General features: G+C 56.4%; 28 protein-coding genes and 1 riboswitch. Of the genes, 13 read left to right on the forward strand and 15 right to left on the reverse strand.

What is annotated here, in order from left to right:
- The 5 genes from csy3 to cas1f all read right to left on the reverse strand — a co-directional run bounded on the left by csy3 (window position 1) and on the right by cas1f (window position 8,077).
- The gene (gene csy3, locus J7J49_RS02820; protein ID WP_215090011.1) at window positions 1-1,026 is read right to left on the reverse strand and encodes a type I-F CRISPR-associated protein Csy3; all 1,026 of its coding nucleotides are present in this window, start codon (window positions 1,024-1,026) and stop codon (window positions 1-3) included.
- 15 nt (window positions 1,027-1,041) lie between these two features.
- Entirely contained in the window at window positions 1,042-2,010 is a 969-nt protein-coding gene (csy2, locus tag J7J49_RS02825) for a type I-F CRISPR-associated protein Csy2 (RefSeq protein ID WP_215090013.1), read from the reverse strand.
- Window positions 2,003-3,364, reverse strand: a complete 1,362-nt coding sequence (csy1, locus tag J7J49_RS02830; RefSeq protein ID WP_215090015.1) for a type I-F CRISPR-associated protein Csy1 — start codon at window positions 3,362-3,364, stop codon at window positions 2,003-2,005. The genes csy2 and csy1 overlap by 8 nt, the downstream gene beginning before the upstream one ends.
- A 397-nt stretch (window positions 3,365-3,761) precedes the next feature.
- Window positions 3,762-7,106 carry a type I-F CRISPR-associated helicase Cas3f gene (gene cas3f, locus J7J49_RS02835; protein ID WP_215090018.1) on the reverse strand — a complete coding sequence of 1,115 codons (3,345 nt, stop codon included), beginning with the start codon at window positions 7,104-7,106 and terminating at the stop codon, window positions 3,762-3,764.
- Window positions 7,103-8,077, reverse strand: a complete 975-nt coding sequence (gene cas1f, locus J7J49_RS02840; RefSeq protein WP_215090253.1) for a type I-F CRISPR-associated endonuclease Cas1f — start codon at window positions 8,075-8,077, stop codon at window positions 7,103-7,105. The genes cas3f and cas1f overlap by 4 nt, the downstream gene beginning before the upstream one ends.
- Window positions 8,078-8,232: 155 nt before the next feature.
- Here cas1f and J7J49_RS02845 point away from each other — a divergent pair, with 155 nt between their 5' ends.
- The 5 genes from J7J49_RS02845 (at window position 8,233) to J7J49_RS02865 (ending at window position 12,125) form a co-directional block, all read left to right on the forward strand.
- On the forward strand, window positions 8,233-8,922 hold the full coding sequence (locus J7J49_RS02845) for a hypothetical protein (RefSeq protein ID WP_215090020.1): 690 nt from the start codon (window positions 8,233-8,235) through the stop codon (window positions 8,920-8,922).
- 196 nt (window positions 8,923-9,118) lie between these two features.
- On the forward strand, window positions 9,119-9,268 hold the full coding sequence (locus J7J49_RS02850; protein WP_007111964.1) for a hypothetical protein: 150 nt from the start codon (window positions 9,119-9,121) through the stop codon (window positions 9,266-9,268).
- Window positions 9,265-9,999 carry a metal ABC transporter ATP-binding protein gene (locus J7J49_RS02855; RefSeq protein ID WP_215090022.1) on the forward strand — a complete coding sequence of 245 codons (735 nt, stop codon included), beginning with the start codon at window positions 9,265-9,267 and terminating at the stop codon, window positions 9,997-9,999. Before J7J49_RS02850 ends, J7J49_RS02855 begins: the two co-directional genes overlap by 4 nt.
- Window positions 9,983-10,873, forward strand: a complete 891-nt coding sequence (locus J7J49_RS02860) for a metal ABC transporter permease (protein ID WP_064235071.1) — start codon at window positions 9,983-9,985, stop codon at window positions 10,871-10,873. Before J7J49_RS02855 ends, J7J49_RS02860 begins: the two co-directional genes overlap by 17 nt.
- Before the next feature lie 73 nt (window positions 10,874-10,946).
- The gene (locus tag J7J49_RS02865; protein WP_215090024.1) at window positions 10,947-12,125 is read left to right on the forward strand and encodes a metal ABC transporter solute-binding protein, Zn/Mn family; all 1,179 of its coding nucleotides are present in this window, start codon (window positions 10,947-10,949) and stop codon (window positions 12,123-12,125) included.
- 24 nt (window positions 12,126-12,149) lie between these two features.
- Here J7J49_RS02865 and J7J49_RS02870 read toward each other — a convergent pair whose 3' ends face one another.
- Window positions 12,150-13,025, reverse strand: a complete 876-nt coding sequence (locus J7J49_RS02870; RefSeq protein ID WP_064235073.1) for a LysR family transcriptional regulator — start codon at window positions 13,023-13,025, stop codon at window positions 12,150-12,152.
- A 149-nt stretch (window positions 13,026-13,174) separates the two neighbouring features.
- On the opposite strand from J7J49_RS02870, the gene ampC reads away from it, so the two are divergent.
- Both ampC and J7J49_RS02880 read left to right on the forward strand, forming a co-directional pair.
- The gene (gene ampC, locus J7J49_RS02875; RefSeq protein WP_215090034.1) at window positions 13,175-14,371 is read left to right on the forward strand and encodes a class C beta-lactamase; all 1,197 of its coding nucleotides are present in this window, start codon (window positions 13,175-13,177) and stop codon (window positions 14,369-14,371) included.
- A gap of 131 nt (window positions 14,372-14,502) precedes the next feature.
- Window positions 14,503-15,168, forward strand: coding sequence for a cupin domain-containing protein (locus tag J7J49_RS02880; RefSeq protein WP_215090035.1), 666 nt, complete (start codon window positions 14,503-14,505; stop codon window positions 15,166-15,168).
- Here the strand turns inward: J7J49_RS02880 and J7J49_RS02885 are convergent.
- Complete coding sequence (locus J7J49_RS02885) at window positions 15,165-15,533, reverse strand: DUF6164 family protein (RefSeq protein WP_215090037.1); 369 nt, start codon at window positions 15,531-15,533, stop codon at window positions 15,165-15,167. The genes J7J49_RS02880 and J7J49_RS02885 overlap by 4 nt on opposite strands.
- Window positions 15,534-15,542: 9 nt before the next feature.
- Window positions 15,543-16,079 (reverse strand): lactoylglutathione lyase, encoded by a 537-nt coding sequence (gene gloA / locus J7J49_RS02890; RefSeq protein ID WP_215090039.1) that lies wholly within the window; start codon window positions 16,077-16,079, stop codon window positions 15,543-15,545.
- A 252-nt stretch (window positions 16,080-16,331) separates the two neighbouring features.
- On the opposite strand from gloA, the gene J7J49_RS02895 reads away from it, so the two are divergent.
- The 6 genes from J7J49_RS02895 to J7J49_RS02920 all read left to right on the forward strand — a co-directional run bounded on the left by J7J49_RS02895 (window position 16,332) and on the right by J7J49_RS02920 (window position 20,565).
- Window positions 16,332-16,676, forward strand: coding sequence for a hypothetical protein (locus tag J7J49_RS02895; protein ID WP_064235078.1), 345 nt, complete (start codon window positions 16,332-16,334; stop codon window positions 16,674-16,676).
- A gap of 54 nt (window positions 16,677-16,730) precedes the next feature.
- A riboswitch (TPP riboswitch) is annotated at window positions 16,731-16,829 on the forward strand.
- Window positions 16,830-16,852: 23 nt separating this feature from the next.
- Window positions 16,853-17,662 carry a hydroxyethylthiazole kinase gene (thiM, locus tag J7J49_RS02900; RefSeq protein WP_215090041.1) on the forward strand — a complete coding sequence of 270 codons (810 nt, stop codon included), beginning with the start codon at window positions 16,853-16,855 and terminating at the stop codon, window positions 17,660-17,662.
- Window positions 17,652-18,284 (forward strand): thiamine phosphate synthase, encoded by a 633-nt coding sequence (gene thiE, locus J7J49_RS02905; protein WP_215090043.1) that lies wholly within the window; start codon window positions 17,652-17,654, stop codon window positions 18,282-18,284. Before thiM ends, thiE begins: the two co-directional genes overlap by 11 nt.
- Complete coding sequence (locus tag J7J49_RS02910) at window positions 18,281-19,201, forward strand: LysR family transcriptional regulator (protein WP_215090045.1); 921 nt, start codon at window positions 18,281-18,283, stop codon at window positions 19,199-19,201. Before thiE ends, J7J49_RS02910 begins: the two co-directional genes overlap by 4 nt.
- Window positions 19,202-19,279: 78 nt before the next feature.
- Window positions 19,280-19,714 carry a DoxX family protein gene (locus J7J49_RS02915; RefSeq protein WP_215090047.1) on the forward strand — a complete coding sequence of 145 codons (435 nt, stop codon included), beginning with the start codon at window positions 19,280-19,282 and terminating at the stop codon, window positions 19,712-19,714.
- A gap of 113 nt (window positions 19,715-19,827) precedes the next feature.
- Window positions 19,828-20,565 (forward strand): DODA-type extradiol aromatic ring-opening family dioxygenase, encoded by a 738-nt coding sequence (locus J7J49_RS02920; protein ID WP_215090049.1) that lies wholly within the window; start codon window positions 19,828-19,830, stop codon window positions 20,563-20,565.
- An 8-nt stretch (window positions 20,566-20,573) separates the two neighbouring features.
- On the opposite strand, the gene J7J49_RS02925 is transcribed toward J7J49_RS02920, so the two are convergent.
- From J7J49_RS02925 to rpsM, 7 genes are all read right to left on the reverse strand, one after another.
- Window positions 20,574-21,449, reverse strand: coding sequence for a DMT family transporter (locus J7J49_RS02925; protein ID WP_353048328.1), 876 nt, complete (start codon window positions 21,447-21,449; stop codon window positions 20,574-20,576).
- Between the two features lie 81 nt (window positions 21,450-21,530).
- Window positions 21,531-22,919, reverse strand: a complete 1,389-nt coding sequence (locus J7J49_RS02930) for an SPOR domain-containing protein (RefSeq protein WP_251048107.1) — start codon at window positions 22,917-22,919, stop codon at window positions 21,531-21,533.
- 276 nt (window positions 22,920-23,195) lie between these two features.
- Window positions 23,196-23,582: a 50S ribosomal protein L17 gene (gene rplQ, locus J7J49_RS02935; RefSeq protein WP_008959150.1), complete on the reverse strand. Its 387-nt coding sequence runs from the start codon at window positions 23,580-23,582 to the stop codon at window positions 23,196-23,198.
- A gap of 39 nt (window positions 23,583-23,621) precedes the next feature.
- Window positions 23,622-24,617 carry a DNA-directed RNA polymerase subunit alpha gene (locus tag J7J49_RS02940; protein WP_064235085.1) on the reverse strand — a complete coding sequence of 332 codons (996 nt, stop codon included), beginning with the start codon at window positions 24,615-24,617 and terminating at the stop codon, window positions 23,622-23,624.
- 98 nt (window positions 24,618-24,715) lie between these two features.
- Window positions 24,716-25,336, reverse strand: a complete 621-nt coding sequence (gene rpsD, locus J7J49_RS02945) for a 30S ribosomal protein S4 (protein WP_008959152.1) — start codon at window positions 25,334-25,336, stop codon at window positions 24,716-24,718.
- 12 nt (window positions 25,337-25,348) lie between these two features.
- Window positions 25,349-25,735: a 30S ribosomal protein S11 gene (rpsK, locus tag J7J49_RS02950; RefSeq protein WP_007111985.1), complete on the reverse strand. Its 387-nt coding sequence runs from the start codon at window positions 25,733-25,735 to the stop codon at window positions 25,349-25,351.
- A gap of 39 nt (window positions 25,736-25,774) precedes the next feature.
- Complete coding sequence (rpsM, locus tag J7J49_RS02955) at window positions 25,775-26,131, reverse strand: 30S ribosomal protein S13 (RefSeq protein WP_022520863.1); 357 nt, start codon at window positions 26,129-26,131, stop codon at window positions 25,775-25,777.
- Between the last annotated feature and the right edge of the window lie 101 nt (window positions 26,132-26,232).

The following is a 26,232-nucleotide window of genomic DNA, read 5'->3' on the forward strand; positions in this document are numbered from 1 at the left end:
TTACCCCGCTTCGCCGAATACGCCACCGCGAATCAGCGTTGCCATCACAAAGTGCTGATCCTCTTTGGAAGGCACTTGGTCTTTGATCATCCAGTTATCCAGCAGTGAGTAGAAATCAGCCTTCTGCTTGGGCTGGCGGTACGCTTTGCCCTGGGTAGTCACCGAACCATAGGGCTCCACAGCAATAGGCCCGAGGTCTTCATCGTTCTCATTGGGGTACCAGGTATCGATGGTGCGAATGGCGTTACCCAGTTTCTGCGAGTGAATACCGGCAATTTTGCTCACGTGATAAAGCGTTTTGCTCTTATCGCCTCGGCCCCGGTCTAGAATCAGCTCTTGAGATGGGAACACCTCTTGGCCACTGCCCACGCGCACATAGGCCACTACCTCTAGCAGCAAGTGCTGCTCACCGGCCAACGCGGCGGCGATAACATCGGCGAGTTCTTTAAGCTCGGCGGTATTCTCGAAAGCCCGCAACGAGAGCGACAGTGCATCAAACGTCCACTCTTTGGTGGTTTTGCCCTGGGCCAATTGGCGAACACTGACCTCGACTTGCTCTGCGCCCATGCGGTTGCGCCATAGGAACCGACCATTCGCGAGGTTATTGGCATAGCGATGCGCCAGCTCGCCAAAGCCTTGCGCCTGCTTATATTCGGCGACGGCTTGTTCCAGCTTGGCTTGGTACTCGGCGTTGTTACAGGCTGAAGGCGTTCCGGCACCGGCCAATACACGTAGCGTAAAACGAGTAACTAAAGTATCTGCATCGTGGGGCAGCGTGGCGACATCGACAGTTTGCAGGTTGGGATTTTCAATCGCCGCGTCTAGCTTAGCGGGGTCTTGGTCTTTGGCTTTCAGGCGGTTGGAAATGGTGCCGCGCACCGATTTTTCGCGCACTTCTACCGGCTGCCACTGCTGATCATCTTGCCGCTTTTCCCAGTTGCTGGCGTAAAGCAGGGCATCGGAAGGGTCAAGCTTGCGTTCAAAGGCGAGGACGGAAGCGGTTTTAAGGGTGTCGTTTTTAGCCATGATTAAGCTCCTTGTTTACTGTGCTGAGGCGCGAAGGTGGTAATCGTTGTTGAGTCGGTAAAGTCCCGCTTCTTCGTCGTTTTCAACGTACCAAAGCAGGTCTTCAGGTTGCTTCATGCGGTGGGGGCTGACCCATTCGCCAATGGAGTAGAGGCTTTCAACAAAGCGAAACTTAGTCTTGTTATCCCGGGCGTTAGCCACTTCTCCAGGATTAAAAAGATCAGAAATAGCGCCGTAACCTACGGGGATAGGCACCAGCCAGCCGCGATAGGGGCGCTGCACCTGCCAAACAGGCTTTTCGTTGGATTCACCTTTATTTTCAAGGGCGCAATAGTGGTTAAGCCGTGAAAGGTCTAGCCACGCATCCAGCAAACTGGCCTCCGGGTTTTGCTGTTGCAGCGTCTGATGGTGTTCGGTGAGATAGTCATCGCGCAGAGTTAACGCAAAGCCCGGCAGCCAGCGGCGTTTTAGGCGCGCGAACTGCTTTTGACGCTCGTCTTCATCGTCATCAAGTGTGACCCATTGCGGGCGTTGTTTGTGGCTTGGCACGGCGAGATTGGGGATGACGCTGCCTCCAGCAATACGCATACCCGCAACGATCTCACCAATTTTTTCGGCAATGTGCTCGTGCTCACTTTCCGCCGCCGCTGAATCAATTGTGAAGATCAGCGTAATATCCAGATGGACGCGCCCTTCTTCTACAATCGCTGCCGTGCCGCCGGTTTTATCCACTGGATTACGGGTCAGATGAAAGCCTCGGATATAGCCGCCCTCTGTGGCTTGGGCGTCAAAGTCGTGGCAAATAACGCCGACGTTACCGAGCGAAACGTTGATACCTGCTGCATAGAGTTTGCGCTCCAGGGCGTGCATCAAGCCTACAAAAGCACTCATGGCAGGAAAGCCCCAGGTCATTGGGCTGGAAATCGCGTTGGCGTTTTGTACCCGCAGGCGTGGTAGAACCAGGAGATTTTTTACTTCACTCATCGTCTAGCACTCCTTGCCATGCATCTAATTCTTTTTCCAGCGATGCCATCCAGCGGCGATCACGATCCAAAACGCGCTGATGGGTAGAGTCTTCTTTCAGTTTTTTCTGCCAATGGCGAAACTCAACATCACCTAAGCTCAGTTTTTTACTTAATTTTCCATTAAGCCAATTGGAAAACCTTTGGCGCACAGTAGTTGCCCAATCGGTGTTCTTGCGAGCTTGTCTAAACTGTTCATCATCTTCCGCACGCTCTGGATCAAGCCAGTAAGTTTCCTCGTCTGGCAACTTGCACTGGTCGTTATTACTCCAACCTGCTGGCAACTCATAAAACTGGCTTGTGAAAACCATCAGCTCATCTATCAGAGAGCCGTGAATATTATCCACCCGAGAACGGGTATGAACATTCGGGGATGGATCGCTTGCTAGGAACCAGGAGAGAGTGCTTAAAATTTTCTTAACGCTGTTTAATTTTTCAAAACGCTGAAAAATAGAATCCACGTTATATGGCGGGCTGACCTTTTGCTTTTCCCAACTAGGCGGCATTGAGGCTAAGAGATAATTATTGCCGCCCCGTTCGCTATTCAGTTGCGAAATATTCTGCGGCTTGGTGCCACCCATTTTCTGTACAGCTAAGTTGGGGTAGCTGTGCACGGGTTGCTCGGCGTATTTGCCTTCCCGCTTGGCTTTACGTGCCTCTTTAGCCTCTTCGCTAAAGCGGTCATGGTTAATGGTTTGGAATACGCGGTGGGCCAGCGAGGTGGCATAGAGTGGGGCTAGCAGATGGAAGTCTCCATTTTCCAAGGCCTCATCACCCACCAGCCAGTAGAGCTGTTTGCCTCGGGTATGTGAGGCGTGCTCACCGCGCGGCTCGGTAATCGCCGCAAAGGCGTTGATCCACACCTGGGCTTGTTCGGGTTTATCGCTTAATGCTTTGGCAAACTCGCTATCATTTTCTAGCGCACGCTCAAGAAGCGATTTTCCCTCGAACTGGAGCTTCAAGAACTTATACACATCCAAGGCTGCGGCGTTCCCAACAACATCGCCAGCAAAATCAGCGGGTAGCACGTGGCTGCCGACAAGACGATGGTTGATTAGCGATTCGGGAGGAGCGTAAAGGTTGGAGCCTTTGGCATCGGGGTGGATAGGTTTGAGGGAGTGGGTAACGACTTGCAGCTGACCAACGCGCCTTGCTGCATCGTTGATCCAGTTATCGAACTGGAACTGCTCAACCAGTGCCTGATATTTCGGATCATCGGGAAGTAGCTTTTCACTCTTTAAGCGAAAACGTTCGCCCAAAAACTCTTTTATTGTAAATTCTAAACTCGATTGTTGCTCACTTGCGGAATCAGACATAAAGCAGAGCCTCTTTGCATCAATGCGGATATCGTGCAAAATATGCCCCGAGGTCGAAACCTCTGGGCATAAGCGGGTTGTTAACTAACCCGCTGCTCTACTCTTCTAACGATGTGGTAATTAACCACACTAGCATCCTCCTTCTCTTCCTCAACTGGGAGAGTCAGATACAGTCAATTATTCCTTACTTTTTTTGCCCGTGAGCGTTGCAGCGCTCACGGGTTTACTTTAGTGTGCTCTAAGATCTACGTCAAGCACATTATGCTAACTAGATTGCATACGCACCTATAGGTGTAATGGATAAAAACCGAACAGGTAGCTTAGAAAATTACCCCTTTGGGTTCATTTGCTACGATACTCTGCCGCACAGGCAGCGGGCCGGTATCTTTACCGGCCCTCATTTGCTCCGCCAAAACCCCAACACTGGGTGATACCCCCACCGCTGGTTTCTAGCCGAGGCCGTTACCGTGCCGAAGGTTCGGGCGGCGCGATCCAGGGAGATATCCAGGTCTTCTGCTAAGTCGGCGAGCGCTGCTAAATAGTCGCTGGCACCCCAAGGCTGAATCCGCTCGCCCTGCTCTTTTGTTAGGTCTACTCGCACCAGCAGGCTCTCTTCTACCGGCACATAAAGCTTTTCACCCCGCCTTGCGCCGTCGTCTACGCGGTGTAGCGTCCAGCTTTCGCCGCCTTCATCGGGCAGCAGCGCTAGGGTTATTTCAGGTTCGAGCTGCTTGCGAAATGGATCACGCTGAATCAATACACCGGTTAAGTGCAGTTGCGGCATGACATGCCAGCTGTATGCGCCTAGCGGCGGTGGCTTGGGCTGCTTTTTTAATCTTATGTCTTTTTTGGTTAACGGCTCGGCGGGCTGTTCGATCATCAGTTGATGCAGCCGCTCATGCTCCAGATCGACGAGGCTCTCCTTGGCCTGCAGCGTTTCCCGCGCCAGCACGCGGGGGCGAGCATCAATCACCTGGTACTCATTCGGCGTTAACAAGGTGTTCAGTGAGTGGTTTTTGAGACGCCAGGTAGCGTTTGTTTCAAAGCCTGGCTTATGAAAAGCAGGTTCTCCCGGTCGCTCAAGGTCTTTTAGATTGGTCTCTAACAGCAAAATATTGGGTACTTCGCAGGACTGTTCACGGTGACGACGCACCCGGCCCGCTAACTGGATAATCGAGCGCATGGAAGAAGGTTCGACTATCGCCCAGTCGTAATCGTGGTCGCGACCGACTTCCGTGACCGGCGAGCCCAGCACAATAAACAGGTGGTCGTTTTCTTCGCTGCTATCCAGCAGGCGGCGGATATTGGGCTGCTGGAAAACGCGCTCGGGCTCGGCCCGTTGCAGCGTTTTATCCAACCGGCGTTCAATTTCCGAGCGCATCACCAACGGGTGACGAGAGTGGTAGACGCAGAGGTGGATGCGCACACCTTCAGGAGCGCCCTGCTGAAACAGCGCCCTGGCCACATCCACCCAGGGGTCGATATTGGCCATGCGAATCAAACCGAAACTGACGCGTTTGCTGGTGTGGGGATCAACGGAGTGGTGCTGCTGGTGCAGCGCCAGCGCATGCTCGCGTAGAAGCGCTGCAACTGCAGGCCTTATTTCTTCTGGCCGTTTACCCAGCGACGGCAACGCTAAAATCTCGCCACGGCGGCGCACCGGGCTAGTCGATAGACGCTCTAACCGACGCTTGGCAAAAGCATGATGCGCGGTCTTGAAGGTCTCACTACTGGCGCAGTTTTCATGCTGACGATCGTGCTCGTCGAACCAGGCGCAGCAGATATCCACTGCCAAGCCCGGTTCGCCTCGGTGGCGTTGAAAGGCTTCGCGGCCGCTGCGGTAGGCTTCATACAACCCTTCGACCAATGCGGGCGGCAAGGTGGCCGATGACAGCAGCACCCGCGATCCCAACAGCCCCGCCCAATTTACTAATCGAGTCAGTGCAGGCAGGTCGTTGATATCGAAATCGTCGATTTCATCGAGCACTAAATCACTGCTCATTAGCCGCAGCATGGGCACGATCTGCCGCCCGCCGCGGGTGCTCTCCGTAGCAGGCACCAGGTGGTCAACGGTACATACCAAAATGGGCGCGGCAATCAGGGCGCGGGTGCCCGGTTCATTATTCAGGCGGCGCAGCACCGGGTGATTATCGAAATTGCCGTCAAACACCACGTGGGCGTCTTCTTCGATCAGCGCCTGCTGAGACGCCGAGCCACTGGCTTCGGCTTCTTGTTCATAGTGCTCAAACAACGTTTTATTGGCACTACCACCCACACGAACAGCGAGTTCATCCTCCCCCAGATGCAAGCGTTCACGAAGAGCTTGACCGGTCTGCAGCGTTAACGTGCGCAGCCCCAGCGCAATGCTGAAGCGCGCGCCCTGCTGAGGGTCAGCCAGCGCGTACATAATGCGCCCATTCGCCAGGGTCTTACCGCAGCCAGTGGAGGCCATATTGATGCCAAAAAAACCTTGGCGCTGACTGCGTTCCCTTAGCGATTGAGCAAGGTCAAAGGCTTTATCCTGCCAGCGAAAGCGCGGGTGGCTGCTGCGTTTACGAAAGCCTTTATGGCGCGCTAAACGCGGCAGATGGCTGTCGACGCTAGGCAGTGCGCGAGCAATCGCGGCGGCGTGTTTTTCCACGCCCAATATATGTTCATCCAAGGGCTGATTGGGCTTGCCAGTTTTGCGCACGGTATTGGCTATTAGCGGATAGTTGGGTTCGCCACGCACGCGATGCTGTAGGTCTTCCAGGCTTGAGTAGTGATGGTCGGCGAGCATTAAGCTTAGCCGCGCCAAGTGCATGACGTAGTGACTTTCCAGCCAGTGACGATCCACTTTTAGCCGTGCCTGTAGCCGCGTGGCAAGTTTGGCGGCACGTTCACGCCAGCGTGACGTACTCAACGGCAACCCACCGCTGAATTTCCAGTACGGGGCGATACGCTTAGGGTCTTGGGTTTCGGGAATCTCATTCCACTCGGCATGAATAGACGCAAATAGCCCGCCCAGATGCTCCGCCTGAAGGGGCGCCTTTCCTCTTCCCCAGCGCCTTTCAGTATTGCCATCCTTTTCCGGCGGCTGTAACGGCAGGCGGTGGTGGCTAAGCACTAACCAACCCAGTGCAGCAGCCAGCGGCGGCAAGCGACTAAACACCGCCGAGGTGGGGCTATCTAATCCGTCACGCTCTAAACCCTCCAGCCAGTCCTGCTCTTGATAGCCGCCTTCGGCCAGTCGCGCCAACCAAGTAGCGTCGTCATCACTCCCCACAAACGCTTGGAACAGCCTTAACGATATCCACTCATGGCGGTATAAGTTGCGCCCTTCCAACTTGCCTTTAAGCCGCTGCTGAAAGGCGTCGCAGGCTTTGCCCAGGTCGTGCAATAACGCAGCAAGAGCGGTAAGCAGAAGAATATCTTCGCCGTTGTGCCAGTCGTTTTCATCCTGGCGGCGCAGAATATCCCGGGCAGTGGTATTGGTCGGTACTGCACCATTGAGATTGAACTGAGCGGCATCCCCCACCACCCACATCAGCTCGCTATGGTCGTGGCCTCGAATCCAGTGGCATGCAACGGCGGTATTCTTGCGGGCGGTTTTACGCAGCAGTTTGCGCAAGGTATCCAGCCCGGCTTGGGTGATCGGTGTCTGCCAGGTGCGGTCGCCACGGCGTTCGGCAAACTGATCTAGTACGCGGCGGGTTTGTTTGAGGGCGTTCTTGTTGCACTGGGAAATCAGCAGCACGTTCATACTTCGCCGCTCCCCAGCTCTTGGGCGACTTCTTTGAGCGTGTCGATCATAAAATCGAGGGATTCGGTGCGGGTTAAGCGCTCGATACAGGCTTGGCGAAACTCCTGCTCTTCATCGCCACGCATAGCAGAAATAAACGCCTGGGGCAGAATCACCCCGTCTTTGACTAAATCGGCCACATCAAACACTAAGCCACCCCGGCGGGTTTTACCGTGGAGTACCGCAAGCCCGTGTGGAATACCCAGCACCCAAGTGGCGGTTGCCGCCAGGCCGTAGGCTAAATAGTTGCCGTGATCGAGAAAGCGGTTAGCGGGGTCGGTGCCCGAACCTCGCTTGGCGCGGGTGAAGTCACCGTAGTCGACGGCGTTCACCGCCAGTTTGAACAGCGTTTTGGTTAACCGCGCTTCCAGGGTGAGCAGATCAACGGTGCTGGGGGCTTTTTTGATCGCTTCGCGGTGGTGAGTCAGTGCGCTGTGCAGGTGATCGGTGGAAATACTAAAGCCTGCGTCTTTCATCACGCGGCTTGTCCATAGGGCTTCGATGCGGGCAAGGCGGGCTTGCTGAAAGGCGCGGGCGGCATCCAGGCGTTTTACATCGTCAAACCAGAAGCGCACCCAATATTGCAGATATTCCGTGGGTCGGTACTCGCTTTGCGGGGTCAGCCAGGCAACGTCTACATCCACCTCATTGGCGGCAAATAGCGGCGTACCTCCACCACCGCAAAACCCGACCAATACACCGGCTTTAGCAAGCTCGCGCATCGCCGCCTGGGTAATCGAGGTGCCGGTGCCCAGCAATATCGAAGTAGTATTGGCAATGGGGATGTTCCAGTAGCGGGATTTGCTGCCCTCATCGGTGACGTACTCTACGCGACCACCGTTCACCAGCACCCGACAATGTTGCAGGTAATAGAGGTTGGCGCGCTTGGAGTGAAGAATGGTTTTTAGGTCACTGGGCGAAAAGTCATCCATGCGGCGCTCCTGGTTGTCATTTTCCATATCTAATCATCCTTTATAGTGCAACGCCATTGACCTTAGTCATACTTCGCCAACCTTCAATCCTCCTCGTCTGATTGGTTTTGCGTGCTACGCTTAGCGCTACTGCTCCCCTATATAGGCACCTCTTCATGCATGCTTCTCGTCTTCTCGCCGCGTTGGTGACCACCCTGGTGGTCGTTCTGCCTGTCTCTCTACAAGCACAAGCCCAGGCACAAACGCCGACTCAAACCGGCGTGCAGTGGAGTGAATACGATGCGGTATTTGAGAACGGCGCTAGCCACGCCAACGTTTGGCAGTGGGGCTGGACGGGCATTTACGCCACCAGCCTGGCGGTGAATGCGTACCAATCCAGCGAGGCGAGCGCCCCAGATGACCGCTTTGATGCCCGGGTAGGCGTGGTGAAATCAGCCCTGGCCGTGGCCGGTATGCTGACGGATCGCCAGCCGCACCCGGCGGCGTTGGCCGAGTATGAGCGTTTGAAAGCCAGCGGCGATTTAAGCGGCGTGCAGGCGCTGGGCTTGCAGCTCGCTCAAGCCGAGCGCGAGCGGCGTGGCTGGGGTGCTCGGGTAAGTTCGTTGTTGGTGAACGGTGTGGCGGGCGCGGTGATTGCCGCCGATGGCCGGGAAAGCGACGGCGCCATTAACTTTGCTACCGGCATGCTGGTCAATGAGGTGCAGATTTGGTCGCAGCCCAATCAGGCATCGTCAGCGATTAATCGCTTCCAGCCCGCCAACCTCTCGCTGGGGCCGATCACGATTCCCGGTGAATATGCGCTGCATGTGGCGCCTCAGCAAATTGGCGCTACCTGGCGTTACTAGCTTTCAGGCAAACGGCCTACGCCACTCCCCCCTTTTTTGTGCACCTCTAAAGCGCTGGCGGCAAATCGTCGCCAGCGCTTAATTATTGCCAGCTCGGTATGGAGGAGTACGGTATGGGGGAGTAAAATACCCAGCAATTTTTTGGCTTTGCCAAACGTTATGTTATAACCTATTCGCCATTATACGAGGCCGCTTGATGAGTGAGCATACGCACCGCCATAACAAGGAGGGCCCCTGCCACTTCTCCTTGATGTCGCTATCAGCTACTAAACGGCTGCTGTTTGTTGCCGTGCCGCTGTTGGCACTATGGGGTTTGGTGGTTTGGGCTGGCGGGTGGTTGGGATGAGACAGCGCGCTTTATCTCGCTTGCAGTTGCACAATCTGCACTTGGCCCAGGCGCGTCGCACGGTGCTGGAACACCTTGAGGGTGACTTCAAGCCGGGCGCCATTACCGCGCTGATCGGCGCCAACGGTGCCGGCAAAAGCACGCTAATTCAGGCCATTATGGGCGAACTTCGGCCCATTAGTGGCGAAGTGGTGTGCACCGTGCCCAAGGAGCGCCGGGCGTGGTTGCCCCAGCAGTTGGCGTTAGACCTGACCTTCCCCATGAGCGTGGAAGAGTTGGTGATGACGGGCAGTTGGCCCAGCCACGGCGCGTTAACCGGCTACTGTGCGGGGCATTACCGCAAAGGCCGCGAGATTATGGCGCGGCTGGGTATTTCCCATTTAGCCCACCGCCCGCTGGGCGAGCTTTCCGGCGGCCAGCGCCAGCGTGCCCTGATTGGCCGCACGCTAATGCAGGAAGCCGAGCTGTTACTGCTCGATGAACCGTTTGCCAATGTGGATAGTGAAACCGTGGATATTTTAATCCGTATCCTACGCCAGATGGCGGATGACGGTGCGACGATTATTGTCGTGCTCCACGATATGGATCACCTGCGCCGCCTGGCCGATGAAGTGCTGATGCTTAACGGCGGCCATGGCCGCTGGGTGGCGCCCAGTGCGCTTAATCCCCAACATGCACCTGCTCAAGTGGTGCCGTTTATCATGGGAGGACGCCATGTTGGATCTGCTTAACGCCTGGTTTGTCAGCCCGTTCGATTACGGTTTTATGCGCCGGGCGGTGGTGGGTGGTTTAGCGCTTTCGCTGGCCGCCCCGCCGCTGGGGGTATTTTTGGTACTGCGCGGCATGAGCCTGATTGGCGACGCCATGGCCCACGCGATTTTGCCCGGTGTGGCGCTGGGCTTCCTGCTGGCAGGGTTTTCGCTGCCGATTATGAGTATTGGCGGGGTGCTGTTTGGGTTAATGGTCGCGCTGCTGGCCGGGGCAGTGTCGAAAATGGGCGGCCAGCGTGAAGATGCCGCCATGGCGAGCTTTTTTATTATTTCACTAGCCGCGGGCGTGATGCTGATTTCGCTGGGCGGTAGCAGTGTTGATCTTACCCACGTGCTGTTTGGCTCGATTTTGGCGATCAACTCTACCGCGCTGCTGCTGATCGCGGGTATCAGCACGCTAATTGTGGTGACCCTGGCGGTGGTGTTCCGTGCCCTGGTCGTGGAGTGCCTTGACCCGCTGTTTTTACGCGGCCAGAGCCGTCGCAGTGGCTGGGTACACAGCGTGTTTTTAGGCCTGCTGGTGCTGAATCTAACCGCCGGTTTTCAAACCCTGGGTACGCTGATGGCAGTGGGGCTGATGATGCTGCCCGCCACTTCGGCGCGCTTTTGGAGCAAACGCTTAGAGGGCTTGATCGGCATTGCGATTGTGCTGGCCATGGTGGCGAGCACAGGCGGCCTGCTGCTGTCGTTTCATTTGGATATCCCTTCGGGCCCCAGCATTATTTTGCTGGCCGGGTTCGGTTACCTCTTCTCAGCCCTGTTTGGTCGTTACCACAGCTTGGCAGCCAAACTGCGGCGTAAAACAACGCCGCTAACTGTTGAGCACGGGGCTTAATTTTTAGCCCTTATGTTTACCTTATGTCTAAACATGAGGTTTAAACGTAAGGCTTCACTGTAAGGAGTGCTGTATGTCTTTTGCCTCTTCATCGCGCTGGTTAGTCGGCGTCTCCGCCATGCTGGCGCTGCCTGCGGCCGTCGCCAATGAGCGCGTTCAGGTGGTGACTAGCTTCTCTATCCTGGCGGATATGGTGAAAAACGTAGGCGGCGAGCACGTTGATGTGACCTCTCTGGTCGCTGCCGATGGCGACGCCCACGTTTACTCCCCTAGCCCTGGCGATGCCCGTTCCCTGGCCAATGCTGATTTAGTGGTTTTCAACGGCCTACTGTTTGAAGGCTGGATGGAGCGCTTAATTAGCGCCAGCGACTACTCGGGCGCGTTGGTCACCGCCACTGACGGTATTGAGCCGCTCTCCTACGCTGGGCATAACGAGCATGGGCATGACCATGAAGAGCATGCCCACGAAGAGCACGACCACGATCATGAAGACCATGACCATGACCATGACCATGATGAGCATGATCACGCAGAACATGCGGATGAGCACGCCGGTCACGATCATGGCAGTCAAGATCCCCACGCCTGGCAGGATATGCACCAGGCCGAGGTGTATGTGGCCAATATCCGCGATGGTTTAATCGCTGCGGACGCTGACAACGCCGACGAATATCGCGCCAACGCGGAGCAGTATTTACAGGAAATGGCTGAAGTAGACGCCGAGATTCGTGCGCTGATTGACGAGATCCCGGCCTCCACCAGCGTGATTACCGGCCACGACTCCTTTGGCTACTTCTCAAGCGCCTATGGGGTAACCTTCCTCTCTCCGGTAGGGCTTTCTACGGAAGCCGACCCCAGTGGCGCCAGCATGGCGGCGCTAGTGGATGTGATTGAGCAGGAGAACGTGCAGGCGCTGTTCCATGAAAACATGACCAATCAGTCGATCATCACCCAGCTCGCCGAAGAAACCGGCCTGCCGATCGCCGGCACGCTTTACGCCGATGCGTTAGCTTCGGAAGGCGAAGCCAGCACCTACCTGGGCATGATGCGCCACAATGCCCATGTGCTGCACGATGCGCTGGCCCAGCCTGGTGGTCATAAAGACGGGCATGAAGAGGCTGGCCATGACGATCATGCGCACAGTCACGATCACGAAGACCATGACCATGACCATGACCATGACCATGACCATGACCATGACCATGACCATGACCATGACCATGACCATGACCACAGTGAGCATAGCCACTAAGCGGGCCGGATAAACAAGCGCTGCTCAGGCATTAATCGCCGTGAGCAGCCACTCCCGGAAAGACGCCATAGCGCGGGTTTCCGGGCGTGTTTGCAGGCGAGTCAACCAGTAACCTCCCAAACTGACAGCAGTGTCAAAAGGCTGTACCAGCGCGCCGCTGCTCAGTTGGCGGGGGAACATAAGAGGTGGCGCCAGCGCCACGCCTACCCCTTGTATCGCGGCTTCTACCATGGCGATGGAAGAGTCGAACACAATGCCGTTGGTCATCGCAACGCTGCGCGGTAGCCCCGCCGCTAATAGCCACTCAGTCCACTCATCGGCGCGGTAAGAGCGCAGCCAGGTCTCGCCTAATAGATCGGCAGGCGTGTTAAGCCGTGCAGCAATGGTAGGCGTGCACATGACCGACAGTGACGCCGGTAGCAGCGGCTGCGCCGCGGTGCCGTGCCAGGCCCCCGTGCCAAAACGTATAGCAAAGTCGAGCCCTTCACCGGCAATATCTGCGCGGTTGTTATGGGTGGAAAGACGCAAATCGACAAACGGGTACTTGTCCTGAAAATCCGCCAGCCTTGGCAGCAGCCAGCCGACGGCAAAGGTTCCCACCACCCCGACGTTTAACACTTCCCGGTAGCTGCTCTCGCCCACCCGTTCCAGGGTATGGGAGATCTGATCAAATGAACTCTTCAATACCGGCAGCAGCAGCTCACCCTCCTGAGTCAGCATTAGCCCCCTAGGCAAGCGCTTGAACAGCGGCACCTTCAGCTGCGTTTCGAGCAGCTTGACCTGATGGCTGACCGCCGCCTGGGTGACATGCAGCTCTTCAGATGCTCGGGTAAAGCTTAGATGCCTGGCCGACGCTTCAAAGGCGCGCAACGCTTTTAACGGCAGGTAGGGACGCACCACCTTGACCCCCAAATTTTTCTAATAGCTCGGGCAAAATATCGCTGTTTGTGAATTCACACAGCGCGCCGTAAATTAACTCCTGCCACGCTCTTTACGGCGGGTGATAACACCCAGCTTTCTCTCAACGCTAAACACAACAGGATATTGGTATGGGTAAGATATTATCAGCAAAATCCGGACTTATCATGACAGGTTCTCTTCTTATCGGCAGCTATGCATGGGCATCTGATACTGCTGAAAACGCCGATGTCGAGGCGCTGGTGAACGACACTATTGCGCCTTTGATGGCGGAGCACCGTATTCCAGGCATGGCGGTCGCTGTGAGCATCGGTGGCCAACAGCATTACTTTAATTATGGGGAAGCTGACCAAGAAGCGGGCATTCCAGTTACCGATGAGACGCTGTTCGAGCTCGGCTCCATCAGTAAGATCTTCACGGCGGCGTTAACAGGCTATGCCCAGTCCAGCGGTGCCCTTTCGCTTTCCGACCCGGCCAGCCAGTATCTGCCCGCCCTTGAAGGCAGCGTCTTCGATGAGATCACCCTACTGGAACTGGGCACCTATACGGCAGGCGAGCTGCCGCTGCAGTTTCCTGATGCGGTACAAAGCGAAGCGCAAATGCTCGACTACTATCACCAGTGGCAGCCTGAATCTGCCCCCGGCAGCCAACGCCTCTACTCCAACCCGAGCATAGGCCTGATGGGCTATCTAACCGCCCAACGCCTTGGCAAACCGTTCGAGACGCTGATGGAAGAAGCAGTGTTCGCCCCGCTAGGGCTTGAGCATAGCTATTACCAGGTACCGGAAGCGCAGCAGGCGCACTACGCCTATGGTTACTCAAAAGAGGATAAGCCCATTCGGGTCAACCCAGGCATGCTGGATGCTCAAGCTTACGGTTTGAAATCAACAGCCGCCGACGTGCTGACGTTCGTGGAAGCCCATATGAGCGGCGCGGGGCTTGAGACAAAAGATGCGAGCACGCCCGACGAGACACTTAGCCAAGCCTTGGCAGCTACGCGCACAGGCTACTTTGAGTTCGGTGATATGACCCAAGGGCTGGGTTGGGAAAGCTATGCCTACCCGGTGGCTCTTGAGCAATTACTGGCGGGCAACTCGCTTGAGATGATTTTGCAGCCCAACCCTGCCAACCGCTTAACCCCGCCGCTCGCCCCCAGACAGCAAGCGCTCTACAACAAAACCGGCGCGACCAATGGCTTTGGCGGCTATGTGGCCTTTGTGCCCAGCGAGCAAATTGGTATTGTGCTGCTGGCCAACCGCAACTACCCCACCCCAGCACGCATCGAGGCAGCCCACCATATCCTTTCCGCGCTCACTGAAGCGCCCTGAATAAGCGTTCAGACACCTTGCCGCCGCCTTCGGGCGGCTTTTGGGTTGCATTTTTCGCTGTTGATAAGGAGACTAGCAGCCTGCTAACACCCCTTCCCGTTACTAACCTTCACCGCGAAGAGCCCTTTCCCATGCGTTTAAACGCCGATTTTAGCCACTTTGCCTGTGTTACCCCGGAAGAGTATCAGTGGGTCGACTCCCCCAGCGCGGGGGTAGAACGCATGATGTTTGACCGCATTGGCGACGAAGTAGCCCGCGCCACCAGCCTTGTTCGCTATGCCCCCAATACCCAGTTTGAGCGGCATACCCACGGCGGCGGCGAAGAGATTCTGGTACTGGAGGGCGTGTTCGCCGATGAGCATGGACGCTACGCGGCGGGCAGCTACCTAAGAAACCCCATCGGCACCGGGCATACGCCAACGATTGGAGAGGAGGGTGCGCTGATCTTTGTCAAACTACACCAGTTTGACCCTAACGACACGCTACAACTGGCGGTGCCTGCCCACCGACTGCCCTGGCAGCCAGACCGGCGCCCGCGCATTGCCTATAAGATGCTGCATACCTATAAACAGGAACGCACCAGTCTGGAACGCTGGTCGGCAGGCACGTCTATTGCCTACCCCACCCTGCGCGGCGGCCTGGAGTTTTTGATTCTGGAAGGCACACTGAGTGATAGCGAGCAGAGTTACACGGCGGGCACTTGGTGTCGTTACCCTAGCGGCGCGGCACCGGCGTTAACCGCCGGCGATGATGGCGTGATGATGTACCTCAAGCGTGGCCACCTGCCAACGGCTTAGGCACGCGACAGGCCCAGAAAGGGCAGCAGCGTTAGGGCCGCAATCAGGCCCACCGCTAACAGTACCAGCACCACCTGCAGCGGGTGGGCTGCCAAACGTTTCCATAGCGTCATTTGCTCGCCCCGCTCAACCGCTGCCTGATGTTCCCGCTGGGCACGCTCAAGGCGCTCCGCCTGATAGGCTTCTAACGCGGCGATGGCCGCGTCGTGCTGGTGCGGGTTGCGCAGCCAGATAGCATCAACGCCCAGGCGGAAAAAACCCGCCTGGGTTTCATAGGTATCGAAGCCATGGGCGGCGAGCAGGTCACGCACTTCCATGGCTTCTTCGTCGGTCACGTGGCGCAGCCGGAACAGTAGTTCAGCCATTGGTGTGCCTCAAGCGTCGCCCTTCCCCGCCATCAGGTCTGCCTGAATCACTTCGATCCAGTAGCCGTCAGGGTCTTTAACGAAGATAACATCTTTCATCTTGCCCTGATCGGCGCGTTTCACAAACGTGACATCATGCTGGTCAAACCACGCTTGGGCCGCCGCTAGATCCGGCACGTTAAAGCAGATATGTCCGAAGCCTTGGGGTTCGGCGTTGCCATCGTGGTAGGCAAAGTCGTCCTTATGCTCGGTGCCCCAGTTATGGGTCAACTCTAACAGCCCCTTCTGACTAAACGTCCAGGCAGTACGCGCTTGCGCATCTTCCGGCACGTTGTCGTTGGGCTCCACGTTGGCCAGGAAATACAGCGAGAACTGCATCTCTTCAAAATCCAGCCGCCGCATCACCTGCATGCCAAACACCTTTGAGTAGAACGCCAGCGCTTGCTCAGGGTCTTTCACCCTCAGCATGGTGTGGTTTAAGCGAAACCCTTGGGTTTGGGGTGGTGTGGCGACGACGCCGGGATGCTGCTCGCCTTGAAAACTCATTTCGCTCTCCTATCGTTGATGTGAACCATTCGTTGATGTGGATTATCGTCTCTTACATACCGCTTACCATGGGGGCTTTAGCACCATAATACCAGCCCCTACAAGCACATAGGCAGCGTCACATCAGACTACCAATAAGCGCACTGGCAATCATAAACAAAACCCCTACACTTATTATTCACAAGCTTTACAAAAATGGTGCCTGCCACATAAGCGACGCTCTTCATTGACAGCGTCCTCTAGGAGTTTTCCATGAGTGCAATTGATATGACGCTGGGTGACCAGCTGACGTTAAAGCAACTTTCCAATGCCCTGCATAACGGCTTTTCACCCATTGTAGAAGTCGAGTCCATGGATGGTATTTACAAAGTGCGCTTTCATCACGCTAACGGCGTGTCTGACCTGAGCGACAACAAGGGCCATGTCAGCACTTTTCTGGGTACGGGTGAGATACGCGACACCCTCGGCCAACTCGGCCTAACCCACGGCGTGCTGACCTTCGCCGACCAGTGCGGCGATGAGATGATTGGGGTTGAGGGTAAAGCCATAACACCTGACGAGATGCTCACCTACGGTACCCGTATTTCGTTTCGCTAGATGGCCATCGTCCGCATCCGGGGCTTTACAGGGCTACTTCAGGCAAGGATAGTAAGCCTTCGACAGGGGCGCCCTCCGTTACGGCTGGGCTGAGACGCACCCTTTGAACCTGAACCGGATAATACCGGCGTAGGGAGTCGTGGTACCGCTTACCACCTCCCTGCCGGGAGGATGCTATGACCCTACGCCCGCTTGGCGATCACCTTGAGACGCTGCGCGCAGTGACACCCCTGGTTCACTGCATGACCAACTATGTGGCCATGAACAGTACGGCCAACCTGCTGCTAGCCACTGGTGCATCGCCTGCTATGCTGCATGCGCCAGAAGAAGTCGCCGAATTTACGGCTATTTCTGCAGGGCTTTCCATTAATATCGGCACGATCTCTTCCCACTGGGCTGACGCGATGCTGACCGCCACAGCAACCGCCCATCGACACGCGATCCCCTGGGTATTAGACCCCGTCGCCGTTGGCGCGACGCGCTATCGCCAAACGCTCTGCACGCAGCTGCTTGCGTCTAAACCCAGCGTTATTCGCGGCAATGCGTCGGAAATCCTTGCCCTGAACGGCTTAGCCAGCCAAGGCCGCGGCGTGGATTCCACCGCTGCCACCGGCCAAGCCGTCGACGCAGCGATAGCGCTGGCGCAACAACACGGCTGTATTGTGGCGATGACCGGTGAAAGCGACTGGGTGACGGACGGCACGCAGCACTACCTTATTAATGGAGGGCACCCTTTGATGCCCCGCGTGACAACCCTAGGCTGTGGGCTAAGCGCGCTGGTAACGGCCTTTGTGGCTGCCAATCGTGAGGCACCTTTGGCAGCCACCACCGCCGCGCTGGCCTGCTTTGCTGTCGCAGGCGAGCGTGCCGGCAGCAACGCCCAGGGGCCTGGTAGCTTTCAGGTCGCACTGCTGGATGCGCTGTATCAACTCACCCCTGACGACCTCACCACCCATGCCCAGCTGGAGGCCCTTCATGCCGCTTGATCTATCGCTCTATTTAGTGACCGACGCAACGCTGTGCCGCAATATTGGCTTGGAGCAGACGGTCGAAGAAGCGGTAATGGGCGGCGTGACCATCGTGCAGTTGCGTGATAAGCATGCCAGCGATGAACACATGATTGCCCAAGCCAAACGGCTCAAAGCAGTGCTGGCGGGCACCGGTGTGCCGCTGATCATTAACGACCGCTTGCAAGTAGCGCTGGAAAGCCAAGCGGATGGCCTGCATGTCGGCCAGAGCGACGCCGCCGTTCAGGAAGCGCGCCGAGTGTTAGGCGAGCAGGCGATTATCGGCCTGTCGATCAATACTATCGCTCAGTTGCAAGCCACTCCGTTTGAGCTGCTTGATTATGTGGGGATTGGCCCAGTGTTTGCCACCGAGAGCAAGCAGGATCACGCCCAGCCTATCGGCTTTGGCGGCTTGGCATCGTTAGTCAAGGCCTGCCCGCTGCCCAGCGTCGCCATTGGCGGGTTGAAAGCCAACCATGCGATTAGCGTGCAGCGCGCGGGAGCCAACGGCCTGGCGGTAATCTCGGCTATTTGTGGCCAGCCCAACCCTTATCAGGCAGCGCGGGCTTTTCAGGTTTTTCAAGCCGTTACGGCGCCATGAACCAGCTAGAGCATATCGTCGCTTTTGTGCGGGTGGCCGAGCTGGGCAGCTATACCCGCGCTGCTGAAGCGCTGGATATTTCGCGCACCCGAGTATCCCGCCAGGTCATGGCACTGGAAGAGGCATTGGGGGCGCGACTGATACAGCGCACTACCCGGCGACTGCATCTCACGGAAGCCGGGGAGCGCTATTTAGCCCGCGCCCAAGGAGTGCTGCTAGCACTCGATGAAGCCGCCGCCGAAGTAGGCCAAGGCACCAGCGATGTGCGTGGGCGGCTGCGTGTTAATGGGCCGATGAGTTTTGGTACCCGCTACCTAGCGCCTCTTGTTGCTCAATTTATGCAGACCCATCCGGCGCTTGAAGTGCGCTTGGATCTAAATGACCGCCGCGTTGATCTGTTGGAAGAGGGTTACGACGTTGCAATTCGCATCGGCAGCCTTCCAGACTCAAGCCTGGTGGCGCGCCGCTTGACCCGTTGCCGTCTGCTGTTTTGCGCATCGCCTGAGTATCTTGCCACCTACGGTGAACCCAGCAGCGTTAAAGCCCTCGCTGAGCACCGCTGCCTACGCTATCGCAGCGGCCAGCAAAGCGCTGACTGGCAAATTGACACGCAGTCATTGGCAGTCAGTGGCCCGCTGGAAAGCAATAACGGCGATGTGCTCACCCACGCCGCAGAAGCGGGCCTAGGTATCGCTCAGCAGCCCAGCTTTCTGGTCACGGAGAGTATCGCCAGCGGGCGTTTAGTGCCCATTTTGATCAATGAGCCACCGGTGCGGCTCGATGTTCACGCGCTCTACCCCGCCCGGCGTTACCTGCCTGCCAAGGTGGAGCGCTTTATCGACCTGCTCACAGACGCGTGGGGCGATCCGCCGGTGTGGGAGCAGAACATTGGATTATCGCCAATATCGCAACAGTGATGTGCATAATGCGCTGATTATCCCGATCTTGTTCGGCTGTAAAGTAGCGTCATCAACCACTCGCTGGAAGCTACTACGATGACCACACATACTCACTCCTCCTCTCTACAGCCCTTTCTACAACCCTCTCTACAGACCCATGCCATCTCGCTACTGCGTATCGCATTGGGTGTTATGACCCTTTCCCACGGTTTACTCAAGGTGTTTGTGTTTACCCTGCCGGGCACCGTCGGCTATTTTGAATCACTGGGTTTACCAGGCTTTCTGGCCTACTTGACCATTGCTGCGGAAGTCGGCGGCGGTATCGCCCTGCTGCTTGGCGTGTATACCCGCTGGGTGAGCCTAGCCCTGGTGCCGGTGCTGCTTGGAGCTGCTTTGGTGCACTTTGGCAACGGTTGGATGTTTTCTAACCCCGGCGGCGGTTGGGAATTCCCCGTGTTCTGGGCAATTGCTCTGATCGTGCAAGCGGGGCTGGGTAGCGGCCGCTGGGTGATAAGCCCCCGCTTCGCCTAACACCTAACACCTAACACCTAACACCTAACACCTAACACCTAACACCTAACACCTAATCCTATCGCCAGCGCTTGCCTCACCGCCAGCGCTGGCACTGCGGTGGAGAGTGACGCATGTTACCTAGCCTATTTATTTCCCATGGTTCGCCTATGCTGGCGCTTAATAAAACACCGGCTCATGCCTTTTTACGCGAACTGGGCAAACAGCTTTCGCCCAAGGCAGTCGTAGTGGTCTCAGCGCACTGGGAGAGCCTGGCGCTCAAGGTCAGTATCAGTGCCAAGCCAGAAACCATTCACGACTTTGGCGGCTTCCCACGGGCGCTTTTCGAGTGCCAGTACCCTGCAATCGGCGCACCTGAACTGGCTGAGCGGCTGGCCGTGTCACTGGGCGCAGAGCGGGTAAAGCGCGGCCTTGATCACGGCGCCTGGGTGCCCCTTTCGCTGATGTTTCCTGATGCCACTGTGCCGGTTGTTTCGCTGTCGCTTCCGGTGCGCTGGAGCAATGCAGAGCTGATAACACTGGGCGAGCGCCTGTCGGCACTGCGGGAAGAAGAGATTTTGGTGATCGGTTCGGGCAGCCTGACCCATAACCTATATGAAATCATGCCTCAAGACAGCCCTATGCCCGCCTGGGTAGATGAATTTGCCACTTGGGTGAGCGACCGCCTTATCGCCAACGATCGTGAGGCACTGCTTAGCTGGGAGCGCGCACCCAACGCGCTGAAGAACCACCCGACCCCTGAACACTTCCAGCCGTTGATGGTGGCCATGGGGGCAGGAGGAGAAGCCCGCCAGCTACACCACAGCGTGGAGCACGGTGTGCTTGCTATGGACGTCTATCAATTCGCTTAAGCGTTTTGCTATGCGCTGGGGCGGCGTTTTAGGGTCGTCCGGCGGTCGTGGTACGCCACCGCTAGCCCGCTGCCCATTATTAAGGCGCTGCCTACCCAAACCCAGAGATCCGGCATTTCGCCCCAGAACCACCAGCCCAACAGTACCGCCCAGAGCATGGCGGTGTAATCAAACGGCGCGGCGATGGCCGCAGGCGCAAACCGAAAGGCCAAGGTGATAAAAGCAGTGGCAGCGACACCAAGCATGCCAGACGCGAAAAAACCCATCCAGTGCCAAGGCTGCGGCGTTTGCCACACCCACGGCAGAGTCAGTCCCGTCACGATTAATGGCACAAAGGTCATGTAAAACAGCATTGCCCATAAGTGCTCGCGAGCGCCGTAGCGACGAGCGGTAATCATCATCAGTGCATAAAATAGCGCGGCGGCCACGAGCACTAATGCGCCCACCTGAAAGGCATCACCGTTAGGGCGAACCACAATCAGTACCCCAGCAAACCCCACTAAAGACGCAATGAGAACCGGCGGATCAATTCGCTCACCCAACAATGGCACCGAGAGCAGGGTTACAAACAGCGGCGCCACAAAAGCGATGGCCGTGGCTTCAGCCAGGGGTAACAGCGTTAAGCCCCAAACGAAACAGACCATGGTGGCGGTATAAATTAATCCGCGCAAAAAGTGCACGCCCGGTCGTTTCGTTCGCAGCTTGCGCAAACCACCGGCAAAATGGGCCAACACTGCAATCATCGGTAGCGAGACTAACGCACGGAAAAAAATAATCTGCAGCGGCGAATGCACCTCGCCTAGCCATTTGGAAACGGCGTCGCCTAGGGCTAAAAACAGAACGCCCAAACACATGCAGAGTATGCCCTTGAGTGACGTTGTCACCGCAACCTCCTTTTTTATTATCGCTTAAAAGCAAAAAACCCCGCCAACTTGCCATTGGCGGGGTAATAGCCACACACCAGCTTATAGGCTGGCGTTAACCACCATACAGTCCATCCCCTGAGAGTGTAGTTCGCGACACGCTTGGCGGGCACGCTGTTCATCTAGCGCCATTAGCCGGGCGCGATACACCGGGGTTTGGCCCTCTACGGTGTCGACGGCTACTCGCCCACCTAAGTTCTGGGCGATGCGCTGAGCCGCCTGTTGAGCCAACTGACGCGCCTGGGCTTCTTGACTGAAGGCACCGACCTGCACACCCCAGGCTCCACCAGTTTGGTTGGCAGCAGCTAACTGCCGCTCGCGCTCAATAAAGGCCTGCAGTGGGTCGGGCTGCGGAGCCTCGCTTTCGGGGGCGGGCCGCTGAATCGTGGCGATACCTGCCAACTGCTCTTCAAGGTCTACAACGGGCGCGGCAGGTGCCACGTTCGCTGAGCGTGACAAGGTGGTGGTTTCGACAACGGCAAGCAAGGGTTGGCGTGGCGCAGGCTGCTGTGGCGAAACCGGCTGCGCACGTGGCGCGAAGGCCATAAATTCGCGCGCGAAATCAGTGTCGCCCATCCAGTTTTGCTGGTCGCGCAGCGAGGCACGTAGAAAGCTGCGATCGAGCAGGTTAGCCATATGGGTATCCCGGGACTGGGATGAAAAACCGCCCATTACAACGCCCACCAAACGCCGATTACCACGCATCGCAGTGGTCGCAACGTTAAACCCTGAGGCGCGAATAAAACCGGTTTTTAAGCCGTCGGCTCCTGGGTAATCACGTACCAACCGATTGTGGCTGGTATGCCGGGTACCCCGATAGCTGAACTCTTGGAGACCAAAATAGTGGTAGTACTGGGGGAAATCCTGCATCACCCTTACCGAGAGCGTTAACATATCCCGTGCGGTGGTAATTTGACCGTCATCCGGCAAGCCGGAGGCATTGCGAAAAGTAGTGGCGTGCATGCCTAATTCGCGCGCCTTGGTGGTCATCATTTGCGCAAAGTGCGCTTCACTGCCACCCAGCGCTTCGGCAACCACAGCGGCTACGTCATTGGCTGAGCGAACCGCGAGTGCGCGAATAGCAGTATCCACCGGGATAGAGCTACCTGCCGCCAACCACAGTTTGACGGCAGGTTTGGCGGCCGCATAAGGGGAAACAGGCAGGGGCTGATCTAAGCGCAGTGTCCCTTCCTCTAACGCTTCAAACGTCAGATAGAGCGTCATCATCTTAGTGAGTGACGCGGGATAGCGCTGATCGTCAATATTCTCGGCGTAGAGTACTTCACCGTTATCCAAGTCCACGACAATCCCCGCGTAGCGTGGGTTATCGGCCTGAACGCTGGAGGCCATCGCCAGCGTAAGCAGCAATGCCATACTCAGCGCCCATACCACCGACATTCCACCGGCGGTCTGTTTTACCCTCGCATACATATCTGCCCCTTGCCTGTTATCAATGCGCTAATTTCAATCTCTGTATAACCAATCCACCGACGCTTAACTACCATGCCACACTCTAGATACAACGCAAGGCTTTCCCCTGGCGGAAAGGTAACGCTCACTGCGTTTAATAATAAGCCGAGTATAGGTGATTAATACGTAGTTAAGCGTAGAAAAAACGCAGATAAATGGCGGCATAAAAAAATAAAAAAAACCGACCCTCAAGAGGGTCGGTTTTCATTCGCTACCAAAGAGGCCTAGCGCAGAGGATTACTCTTCTGCAGCGGCTTCTTCAACAACCGGACGGTCAACTAGTTCAACGAACGCCATAGGCGCGTTGTCACCGGTGCGGAAACCGCACTTGAGAATACGGACGTAACCGCCCGGACGCTCGGCATAACGCGGGCCTAGCTCGTTAAACAGTTTACCGACGGCTTCTTTAGAGCGCGTGCGGGCAAATGCCAAACGACGGTTTGCAACGCTATCCTGCTTAGACAAGGTGATCAGCGGCTCGATAACGCGACGCAGCTCCTTGGCTTTCGGCAGGGTTGTCTTAATGACTTCATGTTCGACCAGCGAGACAGACATGTTCTTGAACATGGCCTGACGATGCGAGCTGGTGCGATTCAGATGACGACCACTCTTACGATGACGCATGGTTGTAATTCCTTACCAAACTGGGACTCAAGTCGACGCTCACGCGGAGGCTTTGTCGTCCTTCAGGCTTGCCGGTGGCCAATTTTCCAACCGCATGCCGAGGGACAAGCCGCGAGCCGCCAATACGTCTTTAATTTCATTCAAAGACTTTTTACCGAGATTCGGTGTCTTCAACAGCTCAACTTCTGTGCGCTGAATAAGATCACCGATATAGTAAATATTCTCGGCTTTTAGGCAGTTCGCGCTGCGAACGGTCAACTCAAGATCGTCTACGGGGCGCAATAGAATTGGATCAACATGATCCTCTTCCTCTTCGACTTCCTGTTCTTTATCAGCTTCCAGGTCGACGAAGGCGGCCAGCTGCTCTTGCAGGATGGTCGCACTGCGACGGATAGCCTCTTCCGGATCCAGGGTACCGTCGGTTTCCAGATCGATAATTAACTTATCGAGATCGGTGCGCTGCTCTACACGAGCGGCTTCAACCGAGTAGGAAACACGGCGGACAGGGCTGAAGGTGGCATCCAGCTGCAGGCGGCCAATGGCACGTGTCTCTTCATCAGAGCCACGCGCGTCAGCCGGCTCGTAGCCACGACCCAGCGCTACCTTAAGCTGAATTTTCAGCTCGGCACCTTCATTGACATGAGCAATGACGTGATCCGGGTTGACGATTTCGACGCTATGATCAAGCGCAATGTCGCCAGCGGTGACGACGGCTGGGCCCTGCTTGTTCAGCGTGAGCACCGCCTCATCGCGGCTGTGCATCTTGATCGCAACATCTTTCAAGTTCAGGAGGATTTCAATGACATCTTCCTGCACCCCTTCGAGCGCACTGTATTCATGCTCGACGCCAGCAATTTCAGCCTCTACCACGGCACAGCCGGGCATAGACGAAAGCAGAATGCGACGCAGTGCATTCCCCAGGGTGTGACCAAAGCCACGCTCGAACGGTTCGAGCACGATTTTGGCGTGATGTGCGCTGATTTCTTCGACCTTGATGTCGCGAGGACGGAGAAACTCTGTCACTGAACGCTGCATATGAACACCTTTCAGGCTGCCAAACGGATACTTGGTACTCGGTACGATCTGGCACGGGTATTAAACCGGCACCAGACCGACAAGAAACAGAAAACTGCTTACTTGGAGTACAGCTCGACGATCAGGTTTTCGTTGATGTCGGCAGACAGGTCACCGCGTTCAGGCAGAGCCTTGAAAGTGCCTTCCATCTTCTTGGCGTCGATTTCGATCCAAGCGATATCGCCACGGTTGGCCGCAATGGACAACGCGCTTTGGATACGTGCTTGGTTTTTCGCCTTTTCGCGAATGGAAACAACGTCACCGGGCTTCACTTGATAGGAAGCTACGTTAACGGTGCGGCCGTTCACGGAAATCGCCTTGTGGCTGACCAGCTGACGCGCTTCAGAGCGAGTCGAGCCGAAGCCCATGCGGTAGACGACGTTATCCAGTCGGGATTCGAGCAACTGCAACAATACTTCACCGGTCGCACCTTTCAGGCGAGCGGCTTCTTTGTAGTAGTTACGGAACTGTTTTTCGAGTACGCCGTACATGCGACGTACTTTTTGCTTCTCGCGAAGCTGCAAGCCGTAGTCTGAAAGACGCTGACGACGCTGGCCGTGTACACCCGGGATTTGCTCGGATTTACACTTTTTCTCGAAGGGAGTCACACCACTCTTTAAAAAGAGGTCGGTGCCTTCACGACGAGACAGTTTGCACTTCGGTCCAATATAACGAGCCATGAATCTGTCTCCTTAAACGCGGCGTTTCTTCGGCGGACGGCAGCCATTATGGGGAATGGGCGTCGCGTCTACGATGCTTTGCACGCGGAAGCCGGCGGCATTCAGTGCGCGCACGGCGGATTCACGACCGGGACCTGGGCCTTTAACCAGTACGTCTACGTTTTTCACACCATACTCGGCTGCAGCAGTTGCTGCACGTTCGCTTGCCACTTGAGCAGCGAACGGGGTGCTCTTGCGAGAACCACGAAAACCCGAACCACCGGCTGTTGCCCATGAAAGAGCATTGCCCTGGCGGTCTGTGATCGTCACGATCGTGTTGTTAAAAGAGGCATGGATATGCGCAATCGCATCCACTACCTGCTTTTTAACCTTTTTACGGTTACTACGCGGGTTAGCCATGTTGATGTCTATTCCTGTCTTTACGCCAGAACGTGCGTGTTATTTGCGGATCGGCTTACGCGGACCCTTACGGGTGCGCGCGTTAGTCTTAGTCCGCTGACCACGCAGCGGAAGACTACGACGATGACGCAGACCACGGTAGCAGCCTAAGTCCATGAGACGCTTAATGTTAAGCGTGACATCACGACGAAGGTCGCCTTCTACGGTGTACTTACCAACTTCAGAACGCAGGGTGTCGACTTCTTCAGAAGACAGATCCTGGATCTTGGCAGTAGGCGCGATACCGGCTGCAGCACAGATGTGCTCAGCACGAGTACGGCCAATCCCGAAGATATAGGTCAGCGAGATCGCCGCATGCTTGTTGTCCGGGATATTGACGCCTGCAATACGGGCCATCAGCTTACTCCGAAATTTGAGCGGCTTGCTCGTTTATTCATCTACAAAAGGCGCAACAGCATACCCCTTTGGTTGCCCTAAGGCAAGGGGTATGCTGGCAC

The sequence above is a fragment of the Halomonas sp. ISL-56 genome (assembly GCF_018612805.1).
In the GTDB taxonomy this organism is placed as follows: Bacteria; Pseudomonadota; Gammaproteobacteria; order Pseudomonadales; family Halomonadaceae; genus Vreelandella.

What these genes read in the sequence shown, in the direction of transcription:
- csy3 (WP_215090011.1), bottom strand. Translation starts at nt 1,026, where the DNA reads ATGGCTAAAAACGACACCCTTAAAACCGCTTCCGTCCTCGCCTTTGAA.
- csy2 (WP_215090013.1), bottom strand. Translation starts at nt 2,010, where the DNA reads ATGAGTGAAGTAAAAAATCTCCTGGTTCTACCACGCCTGCGGGTACAA.
- csy1 (WP_215090015.1), bottom strand. Translation starts at nt 3,364, where the DNA reads ATGTCTGATTCCGCAAGTGAGCAACAATCGAGTTTAGAATTTACAATA.
- cas3f (WP_215090018.1), bottom strand. Translation starts at nt 7,106, where the DNA reads ATGAACGTGCTGCTGATTTCCCAGTGCAACAAGAACGCCCTCAAACAA.
- cas1f (WP_215090253.1), bottom strand. Translation starts at nt 8,077, where the DNA reads ATGGATGACTTTTCGCCCAGTGACCTAAAAACCATTCTTCACTCCAAG.
- J7J49_RS02845 (WP_215090020.1), top strand. Translation starts at nt 8,233, where the DNA reads ATGCATGCTTCTCGTCTTCTCGCCGCGTTGGTGACCACCCTGGTGGTC.
- J7J49_RS02850 (WP_007111964.1), top strand. Translation starts at nt 9,119, where the DNA reads ATGAGTGAGCATACGCACCGCCATAACAAGGAGGGCCCCTGCCACTTC.
- J7J49_RS02855 (WP_215090022.1), top strand. Translation starts at nt 9,265, where the DNA reads ATGAGACAGCGCGCTTTATCTCGCTTGCAGTTGCACAATCTGCACTTG.
- J7J49_RS02860 (WP_064235071.1), top strand. Translation starts at nt 9,983, where the DNA reads ATGTTGGATCTGCTTAACGCCTGGTTTGTCAGCCCGTTCGATTACGGT.
- J7J49_RS02865 (WP_215090024.1), top strand. Translation starts at nt 10,947, where the DNA reads ATGTCTTTTGCCTCTTCATCGCGCTGGTTAGTCGGCGTCTCCGCCATG.
- ampC (WP_215090034.1), top strand. Translation starts at nt 13,175, where the DNA reads ATGGGTAAGATATTATCAGCAAAATCCGGACTTATCATGACAGGTTCT.
- J7J49_RS02880 (WP_215090035.1), top strand. Translation starts at nt 14,503, where the DNA reads ATGCGTTTAAACGCCGATTTTAGCCACTTTGCCTGTGTTACCCCGGAA.
- J7J49_RS02885 (WP_215090037.1), bottom strand. Translation starts at nt 15,533, where the DNA reads ATGGCTGAACTACTGTTCCGGCTGCGCCACGTGACCGACGAAGAAGCC.
- gloA (WP_215090039.1), bottom strand. Translation starts at nt 16,079, where the DNA reads ATGAGTTTTCAAGGCGAGCAGCATCCCGGCGTCGTCGCCACACCACCC.
- J7J49_RS02895 (WP_064235078.1), top strand. Translation starts at nt 16,332, where the DNA reads ATGAGTGCAATTGATATGACGCTGGGTGACCAGCTGACGTTAAAGCAA.
- thiM (WP_215090041.1), top strand. Translation starts at nt 16,853, where the DNA reads ATGACCCTACGCCCGCTTGGCGATCACCTTGAGACGCTGCGCGCAGTG.
- thiE (WP_215090043.1), top strand. Translation starts at nt 17,652, where the DNA reads ATGCCGCTTGATCTATCGCTCTATTTAGTGACCGACGCAACGCTGTGC.
- J7J49_RS02910 (WP_215090045.1), top strand. Translation starts at nt 18,281, where the DNA reads ATGAACCAGCTAGAGCATATCGTCGCTTTTGTGCGGGTGGCCGAGCTG.
- J7J49_RS02915 (WP_215090047.1), top strand. Translation starts at nt 19,280, where the DNA reads ATGACCACACATACTCACTCCTCCTCTCTACAGCCCTTTCTACAACCC.
- J7J49_RS02920 (WP_215090049.1), top strand. Translation starts at nt 19,828, where the DNA reads ATGTTACCTAGCCTATTTATTTCCCATGGTTCGCCTATGCTGGCGCTT.
- J7J49_RS02930 (WP_251048107.1), bottom strand. Translation starts at nt 22,919, where the DNA reads ATGTATGCGAGGGTAAAACAGACCGCCGGTGGAATGTCGGTGGTATGG.
- rplQ (WP_008959150.1), bottom strand. Translation starts at nt 23,582, where the DNA reads ATGCGTCATCGTAAGAGTGGTCGTCATCTGAATCGCACCAGCTCGCAT.
- J7J49_RS02940 (WP_064235085.1), bottom strand. Translation starts at nt 24,617, where the DNA reads ATGCAGCGTTCAGTGACAGAGTTTCTCCGTCCTCGCGACATCAAGGTC.
- rpsD (WP_008959152.1), bottom strand. Translation starts at nt 25,336, where the DNA reads ATGGCTCGTTATATTGGACCGAAGTGCAAACTGTCTCGTCGTGAAGGC.
- rpsK (WP_007111985.1), bottom strand. Translation starts at nt 25,735, where the DNA reads ATGGCTAACCCGCGTAGTAACCGTAAAAAGGTTAAAAAGCAGGTAGTG.
- rpsM (WP_022520863.1), bottom strand. Translation starts at nt 26,131, where the DNA reads ATGGCCCGTATTGCAGGCGTCAATATCCCGGACAACAAGCATGCGGCG.